General features: G+C 44.0%; 24 protein-coding genes and 3 pseudogenes. 23 read left to right on the forward strand and 4 right to left on the reverse strand.

From position 1 onward, the window contains the following. Positions 1 to 212 precede the first annotated feature (212 nt). The 6 genes from ACXAH1_RS23820 (at position 213) to ACXAH1_RS23845 (ending at position 2,965) form a co-directional block, all read left to right on the forward strand. Positions 213 to 557, forward strand: coding sequence for a hypothetical protein (locus tag ACXAH1_RS23820; protein WP_239954227.1), 345 nt, complete (start codon positions 213 to 215; stop codon positions 555 to 557). Between the two features lie 146 nt (positions 558 to 703). Then, positions 704 to 1,036 carry a hypothetical protein gene (locus ACXAH1_RS23825; protein WP_475200144.1) on the forward strand — a complete coding sequence of 111 codons (333 nt, stop codon included), beginning with the start codon at positions 704 to 706 and terminating at the stop codon, positions 1,034 to 1,036. A 158-nt stretch (positions 1,037 to 1,194) separates the two neighbouring features. Further along, the gene (locus tag ACXAH1_RS23830; protein WP_475200146.1) at positions 1,195 to 1,644 is read left to right on the forward strand and encodes a hypothetical protein; all 450 of its coding nucleotides are present in this window, start codon (positions 1,195 to 1,197) and stop codon (positions 1,642 to 1,644) included. Between the two features lie 117 nt (positions 1,645 to 1,761). After that, a complete protein-coding gene (locus ACXAH1_RS23835) occupies positions 1,762 to 2,082 on the forward strand; it encodes a hypothetical protein (protein WP_253046320.1) in 321 nt (106 codons plus the stop codon). Between the two features lie 100 nt (positions 2,083 to 2,182). Continuing rightward, entirely contained in the window at positions 2,183 to 2,566 is a 384-nt protein-coding gene (locus ACXAH1_RS23840; RefSeq protein WP_475200148.1) for a DUF6678 family protein, read from the forward strand. 111 nt (positions 2,567 to 2,677) lie between these two features. Continuing rightward, a complete protein-coding gene (locus ACXAH1_RS23845; RefSeq protein ID WP_475200150.1) occupies positions 2,678 to 2,965 on the forward strand; it encodes a hypothetical protein in 288 nt (95 codons plus the stop codon). Between the two features lie 219 nt (positions 2,966 to 3,184). Here ACXAH1_RS23845 and ACXAH1_RS23850 read toward each other — a convergent pair. Then, positions 3,185 to 3,717, reverse strand: a pseudogene (locus ACXAH1_RS23850) (transposase); the annotation flags it as partial. A gap of 87 nt (positions 3,718 to 3,804) precedes the next feature. Here ACXAH1_RS23850 and ACXAH1_RS23855 point away from each other — a divergent pair. Then, a complete protein-coding gene (locus ACXAH1_RS23855) occupies positions 3,805 to 4,278 on the forward strand; it encodes a DUF1203 domain-containing protein (RefSeq protein WP_253046357.1) in 474 nt (157 codons plus the stop codon). 22 nt (positions 4,279 to 4,300) lie between these two features. On the opposite strand, the pseudogene ACXAH1_RS23860 reads toward ACXAH1_RS23855, so the two are convergent. Both ACXAH1_RS23860 and ACXAH1_RS23865 read right to left on the reverse strand, forming a co-directional pair. Beyond that, positions 4,301 to 4,405 (reverse strand): annotated as a pseudogene (locus ACXAH1_RS23860) (IS110 family transposase); the annotation flags it as partial. After that, positions 4,406 to 4,919 (reverse strand): annotated as a pseudogene (locus tag ACXAH1_RS23865) (transposase family protein); the annotation flags it as partial. A 130-nt stretch (positions 4,920 to 5,049) separates the two neighbouring features. Between ACXAH1_RS23865 and ACXAH1_RS23870 the strand changes: the two are divergent. The 12 genes from ACXAH1_RS23870 (at position 5,050) to ACXAH1_RS23925 (ending at position 17,949) form a co-directional block, all read left to right on the forward strand. Further along, positions 5,050 to 5,664 (forward strand): hypothetical protein, encoded by a 615-nt coding sequence (locus tag ACXAH1_RS23870; protein ID WP_475200152.1) that lies wholly within the window; start codon positions 5,050 to 5,052, stop codon positions 5,662 to 5,664. A gap of 124 nt (positions 5,665 to 5,788) precedes the next feature. Continuing rightward, the gene (locus tag ACXAH1_RS23875) at positions 5,789 to 6,169 is read left to right on the forward strand and encodes an ankyrin repeat domain-containing protein (protein ID WP_475200154.1); all 381 of its coding nucleotides are present in this window, start codon (positions 5,789 to 5,791) and stop codon (positions 6,167 to 6,169) included. A gap of 345 nt (positions 6,170 to 6,514) precedes the next feature. Beyond that, positions 6,515 to 7,099 (forward strand): hypothetical protein, encoded by a 585-nt coding sequence (locus ACXAH1_RS23880; RefSeq protein WP_475200155.1) that lies wholly within the window; start codon positions 6,515 to 6,517, stop codon positions 7,097 to 7,099. 814 nt (positions 7,100 to 7,913) lie between these two features. Further along, the gene (locus tag ACXAH1_RS23885) at positions 7,914 to 8,282 is read left to right on the forward strand and encodes a hypothetical protein (protein WP_475200156.1); all 369 of its coding nucleotides are present in this window, start codon (positions 7,914 to 7,916) and stop codon (positions 8,280 to 8,282) included. Between the two features lie 264 nt (positions 8,283 to 8,546). Then, positions 8,547 to 9,020 (forward strand): hypothetical protein, encoded by a 474-nt coding sequence (locus tag ACXAH1_RS23890; RefSeq protein ID WP_475200157.1) that lies wholly within the window; start codon positions 8,547 to 8,549, stop codon positions 9,018 to 9,020. Between the two features lie 423 nt (positions 9,021 to 9,443). Beyond that, entirely contained in the window at positions 9,444 to 9,983 is a 540-nt protein-coding gene (locus ACXAH1_RS23895) for a hypothetical protein (RefSeq protein WP_475200158.1), read from the forward strand. Between the two features lie 416 nt (positions 9,984 to 10,399). Continuing rightward, complete coding sequence (locus ACXAH1_RS23900) at positions 10,400 to 10,729, forward strand: hypothetical protein (protein ID WP_475200160.1); 330 nt, start codon at positions 10,400 to 10,402, stop codon at positions 10,727 to 10,729. 287 nt (positions 10,730 to 11,016) lie between these two features. Next, entirely contained in the window at positions 11,017 to 11,760 is a 744-nt protein-coding gene (locus tag ACXAH1_RS23905; protein WP_475200162.1) for a MipA/OmpV family protein, read from the forward strand. Next, positions 11,750 to 12,817 (forward strand): efflux RND transporter periplasmic adaptor subunit, encoded by a 1,068-nt coding sequence (locus tag ACXAH1_RS23910; protein ID WP_475200164.1) that lies wholly within the window; start codon positions 11,750 to 11,752, stop codon positions 12,815 to 12,817. Before ACXAH1_RS23905 ends, ACXAH1_RS23910 begins: the two co-directional genes overlap by 11 nt. Positions 12,818 to 12,820: 3 nt before the next feature. After that, positions 12,821 to 15,868, forward strand: a complete 3,048-nt coding sequence (locus ACXAH1_RS23915) for an efflux RND transporter permease subunit (protein ID WP_475200166.1) — start codon at positions 12,821 to 12,823, stop codon at positions 15,866 to 15,868. 57 nt (positions 15,869 to 15,925) lie between these two features. Further along, on the forward strand, positions 15,926 to 16,591 hold the full coding sequence (locus tag ACXAH1_RS23920) for a response regulator (RefSeq protein ID WP_475200168.1): 666 nt from the start codon (positions 15,926 to 15,928) through the stop codon (positions 16,589 to 16,591). Continuing rightward, entirely contained in the window at positions 16,588 to 17,949 is a 1,362-nt protein-coding gene (locus ACXAH1_RS23925; protein ID WP_475200170.1) for a sensor histidine kinase, read from the forward strand. The genes ACXAH1_RS23920 and ACXAH1_RS23925 overlap by 4 nt, the downstream gene beginning before the upstream one ends. A 109-nt stretch (positions 17,950 to 18,058) precedes the next feature. Here ACXAH1_RS23925 and ACXAH1_RS23930 read toward each other — a convergent pair whose 3' ends face one another. Then, positions 18,059 to 18,238: a hypothetical protein gene (locus ACXAH1_RS23930; RefSeq protein WP_475200172.1), complete on the reverse strand. Its 180-nt coding sequence runs from the start codon at positions 18,236 to 18,238 to the stop codon at positions 18,059 to 18,061. A gap of 691 nt (positions 18,239 to 18,929) precedes the next feature. Between ACXAH1_RS23930 and ACXAH1_RS23935 the strand changes: the two genes are divergently transcribed. The 4 genes from ACXAH1_RS23935 (at position 18,930) to ACXAH1_RS23950 (ending at position 21,562) form a co-directional block, all read left to right on the forward strand. Then, positions 18,930 to 19,418 carry a hypothetical protein gene (locus tag ACXAH1_RS23935; protein WP_475200174.1) on the forward strand — a complete coding sequence of 163 codons (489 nt, stop codon included), beginning with the start codon at positions 18,930 to 18,932 and terminating at the stop codon, positions 19,416 to 19,418. 188 nt (positions 19,419 to 19,606) lie between these two features. Then, entirely contained in the window at positions 19,607 to 20,269 is a 663-nt protein-coding gene (locus ACXAH1_RS23940; protein ID WP_054016791.1) for a hypothetical protein, read from the forward strand. Positions 20,270 to 20,327: 58 nt separating this feature from the next. Beyond that, a complete protein-coding gene (locus ACXAH1_RS23945; RefSeq protein WP_475200176.1) occupies positions 20,328 to 20,909 on the forward strand; it encodes a hypothetical protein in 582 nt (193 codons plus the stop codon). Between the two features lie 134 nt (positions 20,910 to 21,043). After that, positions 21,044 to 21,562, forward strand: coding sequence for a transcriptional regulator (locus ACXAH1_RS23950; protein ID WP_475200178.1), 519 nt, complete (start codon positions 21,044 to 21,046; stop codon positions 21,560 to 21,562). Positions 21,563 to 21,650: the final 88 nt, after the last annotated feature.

Consider the following 21,650-nt stretch of genomic DNA (forward strand, 5'->3'; position numbering starts at 1 on the left):
AAAGAAGGCTTTAGTTGCAGCTAAAGCCTGGGTCTCACTTTACCCTAAATCGGTAAAATAAATAAATTTGATGGGTCTATTATCCATACAAACAGTTTAAAAGCGGACAAAATTAAGTTGGCTGGTTTCGCTCCGCTTCACATTATAGCCAACCAAATTTTGCCTTTTAACTGAGGCGTTATGTGCAAGTTCAATGATAAGAGGTCGCGCACTTGAATTATGAATTCCCAGATGAATTGGATTTTTTTGAAAGAGGCTTCGGTTGGTCTGAAGAGTACAGTCATGATGAGGGACAATTCTCATTTATAATGCAGTACGATAATGGAGATAGCTTAATCTTTACTCATTCACCATTTTGTAACTGTTCAGTGAGCGTGAAATTGATTCAAGATGACGTGGTTGTTTTTGATGTATTTAAAGAAAATGTTTCTTCGATTGCTTTCCAAGCATGGGGAGCAGAAAAGGTTATAAGAGTTTATTTCTCCAAAGACACTGAAAATAATGACTTTCTTGTGTATTTTAACCCTAAACCAAGGCTACGTTACTCTGAACTTTGAGTTTGCACATAACAATAAATTTAAGCAGATTCGCAACGCTTGGCACTTTTGGTTTGAATCAGCTTTAGTGTTTACGTCACAATGCTTTAGGTAGGTAGTGGCGCTGCTCACTACTTAATTTGGCGTTAGGCACCAGTGGAGTATGGATGACTTCTCCTGACTATGAAAACTACGATCTGGATGAATTGTATGACGTCTTACAAAACATAGATCGCGAAAAATGGCCAGAACGTGTGGCACAGGTTCAAGCAATTCTTAACGACCCAATAAAGGTTAAGAAACTTAAGGCTAAAAGAGCTAAGTTAGAAGAAAAATACGCTAAAGAAGATGAGAAAACTAAACTGTGGGGCTTTGGCTGGATATATTCTTTTATAGGAATATTTTTATTGGTAACTGGGACTCTCGTGTTCAAGGGCAAAGGTATTCAAATTGAATCTTGGCCAATTCGAATTTTACTTTTTTTATATTTATTGCAGTAGGCATTAGTTTTTTTAAGTCGGCTTATAAAAAGAAATAGTGCCTAACAAGCCAATTAAGCGTGGGACTGCTAAAGCTTGGCTCAGTTCCGCTTCGCTACACAAGTTTAGCCAAGCATTACCAGCCCCTTATTGGGGCGTTAGAGTTCAAAAGGAGTTTAGTGTTGAGGTTGATTACCACTATATTATTTGTAGTGTTTCTCTTCGGTTGTAAATCTACACCTGAAGTAAGTAGAGAAAGTCATGTTTTTTTCATAAATGGGGATAATATAGAAGTTAGTGATGATCTCTTAAAGAAAATACGCTCCCGTATAGAAGCGAAAGGCGTCCAAATAGTCACTAGCACATTGATGGATAAAAATGATGTTAGATGGACTTTGGATTATATATCTTTGAGCGAGTTACTTTATTCTCAAGATTGTGAGCATTTACAGCTATTGAACACTAGAAAGTTTGATATTAATAAGGATGTTGATAAAAACGGAACTCATATCAAAGCAGGTGCTTTTGATTATGTATGGGAGATTAAAGTCTGTGATATTTTGCGTAATTATAGGGTTGTTAATGAACTAGGGGATAATTCATTTACCGTGTATCCACTTGAAATCTAACAAACGCATTAACGCATGGACTAATAAAGCTTGGCTTGGTTCGTGCCTCACCAATGTTAGCCAAGCATTATTAGCCCGTTATGCAAGGCGTTAGCTATACCGTAAGGTGATTGAGTAATGGAAGAACTGTTAAGTAGTTTAGATAAGTTAGTAGTTGAACATAAGCTTGAGTCGCTAGCTTTTGAAGGCGCTAAAGCATGGGCTGCATCAGAAGACTTTGATATAGACAATTCTATAACTTCTCAATTTAAGTACGATTTTCATGCTCATAAACTTTGTTTTAAACATGAGTTTCGACCAACACCATACATAGAGACTTACCTAAATATTGAGCTCGATGACTTGGAAGTGGGTTATTACTGTTGGGTTTCTGATTTAAATGGTGAGGTAATTGACGATATGTTAGTTATAACTGATAACGAGTTAAAGAGTAGCTAACAAATTACTCAAAAGGACGCAAAACGCTTGGCTTGCACTCCTTCGTCGCTAATTTTAGCCAAGCATTTATGCGCCCATTAGTAAGGCGTTAGGTATACATATGAGTCTTCTGCCAATGGCTGATGCAGTGTCCGATGAAAAGGATGTGAAAGAAGCTAAAAGGATCATTGCCGAAAATCAATTAGTTGGTGCTGCCAACAACACAAAATGGAATGAACTCATATCAGAAATGCGTGAACTTTCTAATCCACCTTGCTACCGAACGAAGGTGGTTAATGGCTTCATCTCTGATTGGGATAGCGAATGGTATTATCACTTACCATTTCCATTACTTTGTGTTGAGTGGATTGATATTGATTTGTCTGAAAAGGTTCTATGTCTTATTAAACGCATCGGCTTTGAATTAGAAGTGACGGAATCATTTGTTAGAGTTTGGGGTTATTTTCCAAAGTGTTACAAAGAATTTGATGCAAAGTATACCTAACAAGGCCGTTAAACAAAGGACACAAAACAGCAGGCTTGTGCTCCTTCGTCGCAAATTTCAGCCTGCTATTTTCCGCCTGTTAAGGCAGGCGTTATATTTCTTGGAGACCAGGTGAATAAAGAACAAAAAGCTCTACTCAAAACCTTACAACGTGCTTTGCTGAAAATTCGATTGATGGGCTATGAGGGACAAAAGTCAGGCCTGTCTTGTGAACAGTCTGAAATGCTTGCTGATTTAGCTGATGCTTTGCATAACATTCCAGAAGCATTGTCGAATGAAAGTTGTGACATTAATTTCCACACTAATATCATGTTGGGTGGCTTTGATGAAAAATATAAAGATAGATCTAGTATTCAGTTGTTAGAGTTGTATCAACATATTCTTGAAAATGAAATATAAAAGCGAGAAATACGCAGACACCCAGCGTTATACGTTCCTTTTATGGGTCTTTAGTGGGGGCAGCGGGTGATATGTTGAGTAAAGATGTGATGAATCAGGAGAGTTATAATTCATTGGTGAGGAATTTCAGCTTGAACCGTAGTTATTTGATATTCTGTGACACGGTTAAACGCTGCCTAAGTGCGACAGTCATCACTTGAAGTCAGGGTAATGACAACTCTAACCTAATAATCGCTCACAATTAGCCAGATTAGGGCGCCGCTTTTTTGCAGGTGCTCACAGTGCTTAGTCACTGCTTGCTGCCAGCCGACTGCACCGTGGAAGACTTTGGTAAATCGCGTGGTGAGTATTAGCCAGTTTTCATGCAAGATTTACAACCTGGCGAGAATAGGCTGGGTATCGCTGATGTGGCCTCGCTTGTCGGCACGAATGCATCGGCTTGTCAGTTCAAGCAGTTCAATGTAGTAGTTAAGCTCAAAGGGTAGTCCTTTGGGCATGATCAGTCTTGGGTTACAAGCAAAGTGCAGCAGGCTCTTTGGTTGTTTGCCGTGCTGGGCGTGCTCAATGCAATTTTTGATACTGGTAAACTCAAAAGTTTCAGGTGTACTTGCTACTTTGGTCCGGATAGGATCGAGAACAACGTAAGCTATACTGGTGGCCAGGACGGCATAATCGAGTAATGCCAGGGATTTAAACCAGCCTTCCCAGAACCCGCCTGTGCAGCCATCTTCTCTATTGGCGTTAGGCACTATAATCGAACCTTCAGTTCCGAATGTGGCGAGTATAAAAATACAGAGTATCTACAATCATGTTTTTGATTTTACAATAGGTAATTGACTATGAAGACTGATTTCAAGATTAGTGGGATTGATAAGCACAGCTTTTCTGAACTTTTGAATTTAAATGAGCAAGAATTGGAAAGTCACAATGCTAAATGGATAACGGCTGATGCGAACCCAGGTTACCCGTGTAGGGTTTCATTGATAGAAGCAAATATAGGGGAAAGGGTTTTAGTATTGCCCTATTTACATCATAACGCTGATTCACCTTACCGCGCATCTGGTCCGATTTTTGTTCGAGAAAATGCTATAGAGGCAAAGCTGGACATTAACGAAATACCTGAAATATTAAGAAAAAGGCAGCTTTCCATAAGAGCTTATAATAAACAGCAAATTATGATTCATGCAGAGATATTGCAAGGCTCTGAATTGGCGCCCGGTATTAGAAAGCAGCTCTCAAACCATGAGGTTGAATACATACATATTCACAATGCTAATCCAGGTTGCTTTAACTGTAGTGTACATCGCGCATAATAAGAGATTGTGGCGTCAATAGCTAAAATTCAGCATTTGGCGCTTCCCACATAGTTCCATCTCTGTGCATCGGGTTCAAGGTAACAACCATTTTTCTAACACAGGCAATTAGGGAAACTTTTTTACCGACCTGTCGAAACCAGGTATTTCTATAGCCAACATCGGTCACGATGAGTGGAATACATTTATCAGGCAGGCTCTCTATGGAAGGGTAATGGCAAGTTCATCAAGGACTAGCTGGTGGGACTTAGGTGAGTTGTATTGAGCAAATGTGAAGGTGCGCTCATACACTATCATTGAGTGTCCCTGAATGCTGACGGAAGCACGCAAAGTCATCAACCGCAGTTGTCCGCGCACATCGGCCCAGTCGACCAGCAAGATAGGCATAGGATTTCCGCAACACGTCTGGCATGCATGAAAGCGGTAAATAGCAAGTCGGTCGTTATGCATCAGTGTTGCCAAGCAGTCGGTCCATACGTTTAATGTTGTGCTTGGCAGCGACAGGGCCCTTCATATTTCGACCCAGTTTACCAATGGAAAGTCAGTAAGCGAGAGTTGATTGCTATCGATCAAAGTCTCTGTTGCTTGCACTAATGAATCAAGGCGCTGGGCATAAATTGGGAGCAGTTTTTTCTGAGCATATTGTGTAGGATAGTGATATCACGCTTGGTGTTGCTATCGCTTTGGTTTTTGGCGAAATAAATTAGATCAAACAATACCGTGCGTGCCCATTGCATTGATTTTAATCATGATTATCTGGGGATTCCTCAGATGGCGGCTTTAGGTATCTTTAGGGAAATAAATAAAATGATTCGAATAATTTTAGCTTTAACTATGCTTACTCTTTCAGGGTGCGCATCACTTCCTGAAAACTATTCACAATTAACAACTGAGCAGTTCTTGCAAGGTGTTGCAAACAATAACAAACCTAAAATAATCCCTGCAAAATACATCAAAGGATCTGAAGCTAGTTTGTCTATGATCGGAGCAAGCTACAATGTTGTTGGTAGTTATGGTTCTGGTATTGTACTAGACGGTATTCGAGAAACAGCGAAACTTTGTTCTGATAAAGGTTTAGTTGTTAAAAATCCTAGTGTTATTAACAGCCGTAAAGTTTTGACTTGCGGTACAAACGATCTGAAAGTTTTAGCTATACATTACGTAAGCCGAGAAAACGCTGGATATGATACAGGTCATACATATGCTTACTTTGATCATCTAGCTTTATTTGATATTGATAAAAAATTATCTGAAAAAGATATAGAATGGATTGCTAACCAATACATTTCTTTTGAAAATCAAACTGTTGATTTTGAGCATGCGCATAATCACCAAAAATTAGACTCAAAAGAGTTTAGTAATTTCATATCCTTATACATTAATTAATATCGAGGATACCTAACAAAGCAATCAGGCACGGACTAAAAAAGCTTGGCTTGGTTCGTGCAGCACCAATTTTAGCCAAGCCTTTTCAGCCGCTTTTTGGGGCGTTAAATGTATGAGCTAGTCGATGAGATTTATACTACTTATTGTCTTTATTCTACCTGCCTGTGCGTGGGCAGCTGTTTGTGATAGGGCCAAGCTCTCTTATCTACTTGAAACTGCAGCGACGCAAGAAAATATCTATGCCGTCCAGTTTGCGCTAGATCTCGGAGCTAATCCAAACGGTGTAACCGAACCAATATCTATTAAGTGCTTTTCCGGTATGCCAACGGCATCACCGGTAATGCATGCGGCTTCTCACGAAGATACAGCCATATTAAAGTTATTATTGCAAAGCGGTGCTTCACCCAATACAGGTTGCTGTAACACATCAGCCCTACAAATAGCAAAAGAAAACAAAATCCCAGAAGCAGCCAAGTTACTTAAGCAATATGGCGCCAAACACTAATGGATTTCATAAGGCCAGCTAACGGTGTTAAACATTTCTCATTTAGAACAACTAAATAGTAAAATTTTTACCTCGCCTATATGGACATAGGTGCCTCAGCGATGGCAGGACGCGTGAGCGGTGTTATCGACGATGTTTTCTCGCCTCAAAATAGAGCACTTAATGAAAATACGTAGACACCCAGCCTTATTTGTTCTATCGACGGGTGTCGTTTTAGCTTCTTGGAGTGGGTGTCTTTTGAGCTTCTCGAATGGTTCCGCTTCGCCTCACATTTTAGTAAACTACACTATTGCTGCTCAATGTGGCGTCAAGTAATAAGCTCATTAGATTCTCAAGAGAAATACGATGGAATTCATACAGAAGAAAAAATCAAATAAACATACATTTACACTACACGATGATTACTTTAATTTTGCATATGAAGATAATTCAGGCTCAGGTGATACTGACATGAATTACGCCGACTTTCCGCAGAAATCATCGGTTCAAATAGAGCAAAATGATTGGCTTCGAAATGTGGGCTATCTTTGGATGGCGCTGGGGATTTTCCAACTTGGCTACGCTGTTTACAATGGCGCGCCATTGAATGGCAAAGGTTTTTGGGTGCTGGTTGGTTCGGCATGCGTTCTCTGGGCCTATTTTTCCAAGGTTAAATACTCGGTTTTTCGTGCCGAAAGAGGAAATGTTTTTGTCATTCAAGATAAAAACCATGACCAGATAATTGATGAGCTAAATAAAAGAAGAAACTCTCAGCTTTTGCAATGGTATGGTGAAGTGAACCCAGAAAACGAATTGGAAAACGAAATTCAAAAGTTTAAATGGCTCGCAGAGCAGGGAGTAATTACTAATGAAGAGGCCGAGTATAAAATTGCACAGGCTGAGCTTCTAAAAAAGGATGATTTTGAATTGCCCGGGGAGCGCCTGAATTAATGCCTAATAAAGAGTGACTTGAGTAGCCCCATTTTTTATTACGGTTTTTCAGTGCTCAGTATAAAAAGCAAGCGTGTGCATCTACTTTTAACTTCATTCTGGTCAAAGTGGATATGAAGAAATACCTTCAAATTATAATGATGATTGTCGTCTCATTTTGTACCGGTGTTTATTATGAAAATATACGTCTTGTCGGAGAGCAAGATACAACAATCGCAGTAATGGTTTCTGCATTGGTTATCGATAATTCTCCATGGTTAATATTATTGATTTGATTTTTTGGTGAACTGATTGCGTTGTATTGCCGCGTAGCTCATGCCTGAATTCAGTGTCATTATTTTCAAGGGTTAAGATGACTATAAACTGGCGCTTAGGCAAGGGGTATTATAGGAGAAGGTGCCTGTTTGGGCTATAAAATGCGTTAGATAAACCGTTCTTTTGAGCAAAATACCTAGAGGGAAATCGGGTATCATTGAACGTTAAAAAGACAGCTCGACGGGCATTTTCTTCCCAATCGAGTTATTTAAGAGGGTGCAAGGTGCTTGGCTTCCGCTCTTCATTGCTAGTTTCAGCCAAGCATATATCGCCAAAGAGTATGGTGTCAGGAGTAATAATGAGTAGTAATCCCCCGTCAGGTAGTTCAATAAAAATTGATAGGTCAAATGGGCATCAGCATATCTTCGTACCACACAGTAAAGCTGGCATAATGAGATATTTTGTCGGTTTGTTTCTCGTATTTTGGATGGGCGGTTGGTTCATAGGGTTTACCAGTGCTCTATCGCAAATAACATCTGGAGAAGGGGGAGCTTTCCTAATGCTGTGGTTAGGAGGCTGGTCTTTAGGCGGCTTTTTCGCGGGATATATGATTTTCAGGGTATTTCAAAAAAGTATTCCCGAACAACTGATACTCAATCGCCCATCGTTATCGTATGACACAGGAGTGCCTCCGTTCAAATTTGATTTTGGTATACGCAGTCAAAAAGACTACTGGAAGTCTTTGTTTCCCAGCCGAAAGCAGGTTGAGTTTACACCGGTTGAGCTAAAAACAATGGCGCTGCGAGAAACGGACAGTGGCAACCGGCTTACCATAGATAAAGGTGCGGAACGAGTAGAAATAGCAATGGGCGCTACTGAAATTGAACGAGAATGGTTGTACGACTACTTACAAAGAAACTACGGCTAAATCAAATTATCTCTGAACCTACGTGTTTGGGCTGCAGTCTTGTGGCCGCTGCTAAGTCGTTAGCAAATGCGGCAAAAAGATATTTAAGCGCTTAAGCACAAGCGGTATCTCTACCTGAGCATAAATGATTTAAGGTTTTACAAGGCAAGTGGCTAGGTGGTAGGCCAGTTTCAGTTAGGTATGGCGATGGTTACATTGCATCTATAGTTGGCGCGTATTTTGATACAAGCATGGTTTACCAGGGACCATATAAAGGAAATTGCCATGTTGATGTATAAATCCGCCGCTTCAGGTCATTTGCCTGCTCAGAGCGATGTAGAAAAAGGAAATAAATTGCCGGAAAGCGGCAATAATGATTCAGGCTTTAGTCAGCAGCTTGCTTTAGAGATGCCGATGTACCAGACATCTGATATTAGCTTGCAGTATCAACGAAAAGAGTTACAAACAACAATACGGAACGAGGGCTTCCTGGGGGAAATGCAGGAGGCCATGTTAATGCAGCGATTGGGTGTTGATATTGAAAAAATAAAGCAGCTGAAAGAAAAGCTTGAAGAACTTGAAGATCTTTTTGAGTCAGGTGGAATATCTGAAAAAGAATTTAACCAGAAAGCCTCAAAGATAGAAGAAATGATTGCAGAGGAATACCAAAAAGGACAAGAGCGGGCACAAGACCACGAGCAAAGTGGGGGCATCCTGGTTACTAAGCTTAAAAAGGATGCATCCAAAGATATCGAGTAAGGTGCGATTAACAACCCATATAATCGATACGAATTCAGACTATTCCAGCCATTAAAAATTCCCAAGCACCTGATGATGTATATCTATATTGCAAAAATAGGTTTTATTATACTAATAGAACGGCCTAAAACCGCGCGGCTCGAGCAGAAAAACGAACAAGGGCCAAAGGAACTACTTGCGAGGATAGCAGGTCATCGTTCTGCTATCCAATAAATAACACGGCGATTTACAGGTATTAATAATTGGGTATTTCTATAGAAGGGGTGTAATTTATTTATTCTGGGTAGTTTTAGGGTAATCCAAAATTATGGTTGTTTGTGTATTTCTTGTAGTTGTAATGCTTGCCTTTTTTGGGTTTAATGCTTGCGATTATAATTTGACAGGTGCCTGTAATGTCGCACCTTTATGTAGTGAGAAGTAAAGATGTTTAGAACTATGGTTGTTGTTTGTTCTCTTTCTCTGTCTGGTTGTGCGCAGCTGGCATATGATGCTAAAAAGCCTTTGCCTGAAGGACATGGCTTAGCTTTAGCCCGCTTTAGTACCTCTGGCGATATTGGTAATGCTCAATTCATTACCCGAAATACACAAAAAATGCTAGACAACTACAGCTTCGTTCTAAAAGACACCCGGGAAAAGTTGATTGTTCTGCCATTGCCAGTGGGAACGCACGAAATTGACCAGGTGTTATATATGCAAGGGTCCAAATTAGTTGACCCTGACTTAAACTGCCTTGGCACTTTTGATATAGCAGAAAATAGCCTCACCTATATCGGGGATATCCATTTTCATGTGAATGACTACGATAACTATATTTTATTTTCATCGCATTCATGGAGAGTGCTGGTTAAAGAAAACTTCGAGCAAGCGCTTGAGGAAATAAAAACACGGCATCCGGAAATTGATACCAAATTTGCCATCAAAAGCGGTGTGGTTGGCCCATTTTCATGTGAGCAAGATGAATAAAGTACTTTTTCTTTGTTAATAAATAAGAGGCCTATAACTTGTTGGCCTCCATTCTAACTGTGTAAACCAGAATCTTTTGTTCTTCGGTTGTGCCATGTGTTTCCGCGAAAAACCTCTGTAAGGTAAATACCCTACTTAGCCCTGGTAACGTTTGGGTGCTGCAGTACATGCTCGCCAGTCATCTAAAAGAGAATCTGTGGCACCAATTCTATAGTGCTTATTGAGAGGTAGACGGACACATGACTATGCAGGTAATGCAATTACTAATGCTAATGACAGTGTTTTGAGTAGATGTTGCTGCAGTGTCAGGGGAGAGGCTTGAGATATAAAAAATCCATTTTGCGATGTCTAGAGCTTATATTTGTTTTAGTTGTACAATGCGCAAACTTACAATAATGCCTATTTGGGAGTTACTCATGAAATACCTACTTGCCGCGTGTATGCTTTTTAGCGGTGCATCTTTTGCTACTTCTAACCAAACAGGAAAGATCACCTCACTTTTAACGGGGCCGATTTATGGTGACAAGCTGTTTTTTAATGTAGATGGAACAATAAACAACAAACCATCATGCCATACAAATGAACATTTCGATTATGTTCTAGATATATCTACACCGTCAGGTCAGGCTTACATGAGTTTAATTATGACTGCATACGCTGCCGATAAAACAGTCACTGTCACTGGGTATGATAAATGCTCCATTTACATCGGTGTATCGAATTTCAGATCTATAAACACAAAATAGGATACAACGGCCAGATTGTGATGAGCATTCATTCCCAGAGTGCTCATCAGGCATGCGATAGTGCACCAGAAACTCTAACCCAGGGCCCAAGCTGCCTAATGGTAAAGCGCTGCAGTCTATTTTTCTTCATTGCTTCCCCGTCAAGGTCTTTGTAGTCTAACCCCTGATCTCCATTCTCATAAAATTACCACCGTGTAAGTTTCAAGAAAGTTTGTTCCTTTAAGTTTTACTTAACCCCGGACAAAAGCGTTGTCCGACATAGTAAATTTGAATAATGGAGCATGGTAATGAATAAAACAGTTTCTTTGATTTCTCTGGCATTAATGAGTTTTTCAACCCTGGCTGATGAGCAGGAGCAAGGCGTTCAATGGGGAATTGGTGCGGCGGTTGTATCTCAGGATCAGGGCTACACCGATGTTGGCAATGAGACCATTTTAGTGCCCGCTCTGGCCATACAATATGGCAACTTTTCATTACTGGGGCCACGTGGCAGCTATAAAGTCTGGCAGCAGGAAAATATAGAGTTCTCAGTGGTGGGGCAGCTGAGACTGGACGGCTACGAGGAAGCCGACGGTGATATTTTCCTGGGGATGGAAGACAGGGATATGAGCTTTGATTTTGGCTTTGAAGGGGAGTTTGATACAGAGTTTGGCGAGCTCGGTTTTTCCTTTATGCATGATGTTACCAGCACCCACAAAGGCTATGAAGCAAGTGTCAGCTATGGTGTGCCATTTACGCTTGGTGACGGGCGGATAACGCCTTATGTCTCTGCAAGTTACCTGAGTGAGGATCTGGTTGATTATTACTATGGTGTATTACCAACAGAGCAGCGCATCGGGCGCAACGCTTATACAAGTGACGCAACCATGAATCTTGAAGTGGGTGTCTCCAGTGATTGGTTTTTTGGTCGTAACCATATGATAAAAGCCGATCTGAGTTACACCGCTTATGGCAGCGAAATAAAAGATTCTCCGCTTATCGAGCAATCCGGTGCTGTGCAGTTATTGTTGGGGTATGTGTATGTCTTCTAAAGTGCTTATCCTTTTGAGTCTGGTCGCCATGCTGGGCTGCCAGGATCAGCAACGAGAAGTCAATACAGAGGCACAAACAAACCATGCCAGGGTGACTCAGTTTGCCACTGCGATGCCAGAGCGGGTAATCGAAGTGCCACAGAAAGTTTTTTTTGGCCAGATAGAAGGGGCCGAAGACACCCAGCTGGCTGCGTTAAAATCGGGGAGGGTTGAAAAGCTCTGGGTACGTGCCGGGCAATTTGTGACGCGTGGTACGGTACTGATGGAGCTCTATGATCCTGTTGCATATGCTCAGCTTGAACAAGCGCGGGCAGAGCTTCAGCGCACACAGGCAGAGCTGACCAACAGTCAGGCTGAATTCGAGCGCGCCGAGGCACTGGTTAAACGCAATTTGCAAACCCAGTCGCAGCTAGATCAACGCCGACGTAATCTGGATATGGCTTATCAGCAAGTGAATAAAGCACAGGCCGAGGTAAATGCCGCTCGCAATCAGCTTGCTGAGCTTACTATCAGCGCCCCGTTCGACGGGGTAGTGAGTGATCTGCTGGTAAGGCGCAAGGAGTTTGCTGAGGCTGGCCAGACGGTGCTGAACTTTCAGGCTGCATCCGCTTTACATGCCCGTTTTGCGATACCTGAGGAAGTGGCACTGACAATCAGTGAGCAGGAGTATGTGGAGGTTTTTGTGCCGGCGCTGAACGAGTCGGTAACAGGCCTGATAGTGGAGCGTACCTTACCGCTGGGGTCACGCGCTCCCTTCTTTTTTTTGAAAGTCCGGCTGGAAGCACACAATCAGACCTGGATGGGCCTGAATGCGCAACTAAAAATTCCGCTTTCAGATCAGCCTTTGTATCGCCTGCCTGGTGGTGCCTTACACTATGACGATGCCAGTCAGCCCTATGTGGTGCTGCAATCAGAGCCTGAACAGCGCCGTTATGTTGAGGTAATAACTGGGCGTGCCCACCATATTCTTGTCAGCAGCCCTGAGCCACTTGAATCGCCCGCACTAATATTTGCTGATAGCCGCATGCTGCTGAGCCACTCGTTTAATAAGGAGTAAGTTGTGATTCGACCTCCCTGGTTTGTTAATCCTCGCCTTATTTTGGGCCTGGTATGTATTTTGTGTCTTGCCGGTTTAGGTGGCTGGTTCAGCGCCCCGGAGCAAGAAGATCCCAGCTTCCCGTATCGCAATGGCATGATAGTACTCAATGCCAATGGTCTGGAAGCAGAATCTCTGGCACAGCGCTACATTCGACCTCTGGAGCGTGTTTTAGCGCAAATAGATGAAATCCAGACCTACAGTGCTCAGGTGAAACACGGCTCCGCGTCGCTGGATATAGAGCTGAAAGAAACGGTGTATAACACCGACCAGGTTTGGCAGCGGATCAAAGAAGGGGTTGCCCCTATACGCCAGAGTAATCCGGCGCTGTCTATGACTATCTTAGATCGCGTGCAGGACACCCAAGGTATTTTATTGTCTGTTGGCAGTCGGGGCGACCTGCTACAGGAGCGCCAACTCGCCATTGAGTTGCGAGATCAGATATTGGCGCTTAGTACAGTGCGCAATGCTCAGCTGGTGGGCGACCCGGGCAGCCAGATAGCGGTGGCCTATTCGCAGCAAACTATGTTGCAAACGGGTGTCACGCCCTTGCAGATTGCTCAGCGTATCGGCGGCGCCAATCAGATTGACTCGGTTGCCAGTATCACCGACGACCGGGCTAACCTTATCCTGTCACCTGTGGCTCAACTGGATTCTCTGGCCGAGCTCAAGGGTAAACTTGTGGCAACCAGCCAGGGCCAGCAATTGCCTTTATCTACGCTGGCCGATATCCATTATCGTCCCGATCCTAAAGCCAGTGAGTCTTTTTGGATCAACGGTCAGCAACGCGTTGGTGTGGCGGTGACTCTGGTGCCCAACCGGATCCGTATTGCACAGGCGGGCGAGCAAGTTACCCAGTTGGTTGAGCAATTCAATGAGATTTATGGGGCAAACGCTGTCACGATAGAGCTGTTTCAGCCCAAGTGGGCCAAAAAGCGCAAAGACGGGCTAATGCAATCGTTAATGCTGAGCCTGGTTGCCATTGCTGTTATTTTGTTTATTTTCCTCTCTGCCAGTGGCGCTGTGACTGTGTGTATTGCCGTTATGGTTATCACATTGTCGGCCATTGCCGCTTTTAGTGCGATGGATGGTGTATTGCACCAGATGACCATTGCCGGGCTGATTTTATCTTTAGGTCTGATGGTCGACAACTGTATTGTGGTTGCTGAACGATTTAACCGGCATATGGCAGCGGGCAGCGAACCATTACAAAGTGCCATCCAAAGTATCACCGAGTTGTGGCGTCCACTGTGTGCAGCAACCGTGACAACCATTGCAGCGTTTTTGCCAATGCTGATGGCCAAAGGTAGTGTGGCCGATTTTATCGCCAGTATTCCGGTCATGGTGATTTTGTGTATTGTGGCCAGTTACGCCATTGCGTTAACACTGGTGCCTTTGCTGAACCGTTACTTGCCTGTGCGTAAAAGCCCGGTTTATCGCTGGCAGCAGCAACTGCAACATATTTTAGAGCAGGGCGCACTGGCTTTATCCAAGTTTACCTTGCAGCACAAAACCCTGACGTTAGTTGCTGTATTTGGACTATGCGCCGGGTTGATGTCGCTGCCGCAGGCCGATGGTGAGTTTTTTCCAAAAACCAACCGTAATCAGGCCATTGTGGATGTGGAGCTGCCCATGGGTACGCACAAACAGCTCACTGCAAGTACATTAAACCAGATAGCTGAAGACATCAGTGCACATGCCGATGTGCAGCGAACGCTGGTATTCAATGGTTTCTCCGGCCCGCGCTTTTACTACAACCTGGCGCAAAAACCGGATGAAAGCCATATTGGCCGGGTGGTACTGACCGCTCAAGCACATACCGATATGGCGTTGCTGGTTGAACAGCTGAACGACCAATTGCAAAGCGACTACCCGGAAGTCATTCTGCGAGCCCGGGAGCTCGGGCAAGGGCCGCCACTGGAAAGTACGGTGGTAATGTGGCTAAGCGGTGAAGACTACAAAGTCTTACGTCGGGCGGGCGAAGAGGTATTTGCCTTGTTAAGCTCAGATGGACGTTTTGATACTCCCGGCAAAGCCTATTCGGGGGCGGTGCCTCAACTGACCATGACTTTTGATCAGCAACGGCTGAGTCAGCTTGGCCTCACTGAAAGCCAGCTTAATGATTATCTGGCATGGCGCAGTGCAGGGCTAACCATGACTCAGGTGAGCTTTAATGATGAGCCTACATCAGTTGTGCTGTATGACCCGGATTCAAGTCATGACAGTATTGATCTGATGAACACCGGCGTACTGACCTCACTGACCGAAAAACCGGTGCCGGTTCATGCGCTTGCTGATACTCGGATAGTCGGCCAGCCAGCAATTTTGGCGCGCAGAAACGGTGTGCCCGTGGTTAAACTGATCAGCGAAGTTGCACCGGGCGTGGATGAGACTGCGCTGCTCACTGAGTTGATGCCAGAGCTGACTGCTATTGCCGAGCGATACGGATTACAGTTAACGTTTGGCGGAGAAATGGCTGAGTCTGGCGAGGCAAACAATGCCTTGTTTAAAACCCTGCCAGCTGGTGCGCTGTTGCTCTTTATTGCCTTGGTGCTGCAGTTTAATTCGTTACGTTTAACTTTGCTGGTGATGCTGAGCATTCCCTTTGCCGTCATTGGTGCGCCGGCTATGCTGAGCCTGGCTCAGGTGCCGTTCGGGTTTATGTCGGTGTTAGGGATCCTGGCACTGGCAGGAATAGTCGTGAACAATGCTATCTTATTGATCGACGGTACTTTGTTGTACGTACAAGCGGGGAAGAATACGCAGGCAGCTATCATGTTATCGGTACAAAATAGGGTGCGTCCTGTTATAGTCACTTCGGTCACAACCATAGTGGGTATGCTACCTTTAACCTCGGCCAGCAGTCCTCTGTGGCCACCACTGGCATGGGCTGTGATTGGCGGATTGATCACTTCAACCATTCTGGTGCTGGTGGTGATCCCTGTTCTGCTGCAATGGTTGTTACCCAAGCGTACCAGGTCAATGCCAATTGTATTACCTGAGCTGACGTAAAACCTGTCTGGAATAAAGTGGAACAAGTAGAGTAAGGCAAAAAATGGAGAAAGTAGTATGCGCATATTGATCACCGAAGATAACCTGCAACTGGCGAGTTTTATTCAGCAGGCCATGACCAAAGAAGGCTACGCGGCTGACATAGCCACCAGTGCGGGCGCATTACGCGATCAAATGGCATTATGGCACTACGACGCCATTATTCTGGATCTCGGGTTGCCCGACAAAGACGGACTCGATGTGATTGCCGCCTTACGGGGTGCCGACAACCCGGTTCCGGTACTGATCTTAACTGCGCGGGGCAGTGTGGATGATCGTATAGCCGGCTTGGATCTGGGTGCAGATGACTATATCAACAAGCCGTTTGATATCGGTGAGCTACTGGCGCGGCTGCGTGCTTTGCTTCGTCGCCCCAGTCAGTACACTGGCACTTTATTGTCTCATGGTAACCTGGCACTCGACCCGAAATCTCGTCGCGTAACGGTAGGCGGCGAGAACCTTTCAATGGGTAAGACAGAAGTGGCTATCCTGGAATATCTGCTGCGCCATGTTGGCTTAACCGTGGGCAAAGATGCATTGTACGACGCCATTTACGCCATGGGGTTTGAAGTAACCGACAACGCTTTGCAGGTGGCGGTACACCGAATTCGCAAAAAGCTTGATGGTACTGAGGCGGACGTCACCATTAAAACGCTCCGTGGCATAGGATATATACTGGCATGAAAATCATAAAAAACTCCCTCGCCCGCAAGATCTACCTGCATTTTATTCTGATAGGCTCGGTGGTGTTCACCGGAATAGGTGTGATCTTGCACCTGTTTTCGATGAACTATGCCAATCTGGCGCTCGAAGTCAGTATGAAAGGCATGATTGAGGACGTAGGAGATGCGCTGCATTTTGAGCAACAGCAACTTGTTTATACTCCTGATAACGTGATCGAAAAGTGGGGCTATGACGCCCTGTACAATAACTTTGCGTTTCGTGTTCTGCGCGCCGAGGATGGCCAGGTATTGCTCCAGTCTGTAAACAGTGAACAGGGCTCTGAAGCACTGGCAGCGCTGACCGACACCATTGCGTTTGGGTATTCGCACCTTGATGGCGTTGATCGTTTTCGTACCGAACTCACACTGGACGGACAGGCGCTGTTGCTGGACATGGCACGCAATGACCTGATCACAGAATTGGCAAACGAAGCCGTGATCCCGGCACTAAACCGGGTGACGGCCATTACCATTTTTGCCGCATTTGGGGTGTTTATGGTGGTGGGGTACTTATCGGTGCGCTCTGTGGTGCGGCCCGTTAAAACCGTAGCTGGCCAGTTAAAGCAGATCAAACCGGAGCAGCTCAGCTTCAGGCTCAGTAACGAGGGGTTGCCTTATGAGATCCAGCCGATTGTGGATTCACTGAACCAGGCTATGGAGCGGGTAGAGGGGGGCTTTGATGAACAAAAGCGCTTTGTGGCCAACGCCGCCCACGAGCTTAAAACCCCGCTGGCCGTGCTTAATACCCGCGTTCAGCTGGCCGATATAGCCCCCCAGATCCGCGAAGAAATCGTCAACGATGTTGCCTATATGAGTCGGGTGGTGCAGCAACTCTTAGATCTCTCTCGCGCGCAAAACTTTGTGGTGTACAACAAGGTACCGGTAAGCCTGTCAGCGCTGGCACAGGAAGTTTGCATGATGCTGGCACCGCTGGCAGTACAGTTTGATAAGGAGCTAAGCCTGGACACGGAACCAGGCTTAGCTCAGATCCTCGCAGACAAAGCCGCCGTGCATATTATGATTAAAAACCTGGTCGAAAACGCCCTGAAACACTCAAAGGACAATGCCAAAATTCAGGTCAGAGTGAGTGCCACTGAGTTGGAAGTCAGCGACAACGGCCCCGGGATCCAGTCACAATTCTACGACCGCCTGTTTGAGCGCTTCTGGAGACAGGAGCAATCCACCCTGAGCGGCAGTGGACTGGGCCTGTCTATCGTCAAAGAAGTTGTCGACTTTCACAACGCTAAACTTACGGTTACCTGCAAAAACGAGCAAGGCGGCGCAAGCTTTAAAGTAGTGTTTGGGGAGCGAGAGGCTTAACCCGAACGGTTGTGAGATGAATCTGAATTGTAACAGGGCGGTTTTCTGCTCAGTCACCTCGCTATACAAACGACTCCGTCATCCCGGGCGCTTGCGAGCCGGGATCTACTCAAATACTGCGCAGCAGTGCCAGATTCCAGACGCACCTCATAAACAATTCCGTCACCTCACAAACAACGCCGTCATCCCGGACGCGTGCGAGCCGGGATCTACTCAAACACCACGCAGCAGTGCCAGATTCCAGACGCACCTCACCAACATCACCATCACCTATTAACAACTCCGTCATCCCGGACGCTTGCGAGCCGGGATCTACTCAAACACCGTACAGCAATGCCAGCTTCCAGACGCACCTCATAAACAACTCTGTCATGAACAAGCAACACCGCCACCTCACAAACAACGCCGCCCCTTCCAAACAACTCCGTCATCCCGGACGCTTGCGAGCCGGGATCTATTCAAAAACCACTCTGCAGTGTCACGTTACAGACGCTTCGCACAATCAACTCTGTCATCTCAGACGCACTTGAAAAATAACCCAGCCATCATAAAACAATACCGTCACTGCCAAACAACGTTGTCATCCCGAATGCGTGCGAGCCGGGATAAACTTAACTAGATGATTATTTCAAACGTTATAAATCATCCCAACCATAAGTGCTGATTATTTATACAGGTATAAGCAAATGTAGTCAGTTTCCATGTCAAATTTCTCGTTTTCTCCGCGCTTGAAGGTCTCGTTTAAGTGAAATGTCGATTTAAGTTTAATAGATTCATAAGGTTAGTAGATTTACATAACGAGACCCCAAGTCTCGCTATGAACAAGGCTCGGTTTCACCAAAGACATTTTGGCTTGAGTGACTAGTACAATAGTGGTAGGTTATTGTTCTTATTATGAATAAAATAATTTAGCTGTGGATCTGTACGGTTTTAGGAACTGGATCTAACCGGTATTCACGCTAATAAGCTGTTATGAGCCTATGAAAGTTTCGCTATATACATTGATATTATCAGTATTAGTCAGTTTAGGAGCTAATGCTTGCCCTGCGCCACCTCCTGGATATGGCTTATCACACGCTGAATTAGTCGAGAATACATCAACGATAGTATTGGCAAAAACCATCAAAGTAACTGATAAAGTTGTGGTATTTGAAGTCATCGAGAATATTAAAGGCGATAGTGAAAAAGAGTTTTTTTGGCGTCGTTCAAGAATCCCTAAGTCGGTTAAGCATATCAGTACTGATTTTAACCGCCATATAGAACCAGCTTTTTGGTCTGAATCGCTTTTAGTCAGACGCTCACCAATTTCAAAAGGCGGAATTTGTAATATTGCATTCACCTATGAACTCGGGGAAATTTACTTAGTTTTTCGCGAGTCATGGGGGCATGCTCATTCAAATGAAATCATCAAATCAGAAAATGATAAGTGGTTGGCATTTGTGAAAGAGTCAGTAGCAAGCGGCTCATAACAAGTTACTCAAAAGGACGCAAAACGCTTGGCTTACGCTCCTTCGTCGCTAATTTTAGCCAAGCATTTATGCGCCTATTAGTAAGGCGTTAAGTGAAGAGAGTGCGCACCTTGAACAATAGATCCATATTAACCTTGTTATTTTTCCTATGGGCTCCAAATGTATGCTTAGCATTGTCTTGCGCAACAATGAGCGATCGCATCATAGGTGAATGTAATTCGAATGGTTGCAAAGAGATACTTTATATAAATGAGGTTAAGGCGAGTACAGCTTGTTCGCGTCGCCCAACAATCATTACCCCTCCTAGCTGGGCTTTAAAGGTCTTAGAACATGAGGTTTTGAAATATGAATCTATCGAAAGTGGTGTAATATTTGAGCTAACAATTCCAATTAGATACTGGTCTGGAAAAACAACATTTAATAGTTACGACGAGTACTTGTCTTACGTATCAGACGAAGCGAAGCATAGTTATATTGAACCAAAACTGAAAGTTTTAACCGGCAATAGTATGTCTTCCATCGTAGAAGGTTGGGAGGGTGAAGTAAGAGATGCATATTTACGTGATTTAATGTGGCGAACTCTTGATTGGCTAAGCCTAATAGTCTCCTTAGTCTGTCTAGTTGTGTCAGTTATCTGGTTTGGTCGTTGGTTATCGGGTAAAGCAGGTGCTGCAACTTTGGTTTCTGCTCTAACATTTCAGGCCTTAATATTGTATGCAGCGTTTTATAGTATGTCGTCTTGGAGTAACTTTATGGTAGGTTTGGCCGGGGTAGTGGTTCCTGGTATCTGGTTCTATCAGCTAATACAGTGGGTTTTGAAAGTATATGCCAAAAGATCACTTAACAAGTAAAGGCACAGGACACAGCAAAGCTGCGCCTGTGCTTTAGGCGTTAGCTGCACAGGGAGGTATGATGAAAATTGAAGAGTTAGCTGAATATCTATACGAAGATCTTAATGGTCGAATAACATCTATCGAACAAGGTGATGTTCTCAAAATTCAATTTGAATGTGACGATTGGCTTGAAAACGACGTTATCCGGAGGTTTGAAATAACCTGCATTGATGTTGAGGAATCTGAAATCAATGTATCTGGGTCAGGAGATTTGGGCTTTTATAATGAGCACCCACTATTACTGAAATATAACGAACCTCAAGGTGAACTTTACTATTCATCTGAAGCAATAAACAAGTATGAAGTCTTGGGAAGGATTTATGCGGTTCACGAATCTGTTTTAATTGGTTGGAGGCCTTTAAGCGAATACCTAAATATTTCCTATGCGGGTGAGCGTATAGCATTTTGTGACGGTTCTTACGGCTTGTTAGCGCGTGGACCTAAATCGTTGCTTAATATTTATGCGGAGTCAATAAAAGGGCTAATTACAACCAATTACGTGTTTGCTTTCAATCACCAAGGCTCGTTCAAAGTCCTGGTTTTTGAGCATGGTTATGTCATTTGCAAGTCTGTAGAATTGGTAGAAATGTGCAGCTAACAGAGCGTTCAAGACGGATTCACAGCGCTTAGCATTTTCGGTTTGATTCAGCTCAAGAGTTTACGACACAATGGTTTAGGTTTGGTGGTTGGCGTTGTTCACCACTTAACGCGGCGTTATGCATCAGGAGTGTTATGAAGTCAGAACCTGAAACTATGGAACTTGCGGAGTTTCTTAGGGAATTTAACAAAGAGAGTGATCGTGGTGCTGCTTTAAATGCTGCTGCGGTATTAGATGACTGGTTAGGTAATATCCTTGGAGAGTTTTTTGCTGATAATAAATCAGGAAAAGACCTTATATCTGGGTTTAACGCACCACTAGGTACTTTTTCCGCAAAAGCGATAGCAGCGCATGCCCTTGGCTTAATTCAAGATAATGAGTTTCGAGAAATAACTCTTATCCGTAAAATCCGAAATGAGTTTGGTCATAGTTGGCGTGGTGTTAGCTTTGACTCTGAAAAAGTAGCACATTTGGTTAGTCAATTACCTTGGTGTGGTCCTTCAGAGTTCGAGGAAAATTCGACACCTAGAGAACGTTTTAACTCAGTCATTGCTATATTGCTTGCTGATCTCATGTGGCGATCTAGGTTAGTCAAAAAAGAGCAAAGGGTAGTCAAGTCATGGTCTAATAAAGTCCGTGAAAATGATGCATAACAAGAGACTATGGCGTCAATAACTAAATTTCAGCAATTGGCGCTTCCCACATTGTTCCGTCTCTGAGCATCGAGTTCAAGGTAACGAC

This window comes from Pseudoalteromonas sp. AWH4_217, from assembly GCF_056161105.1.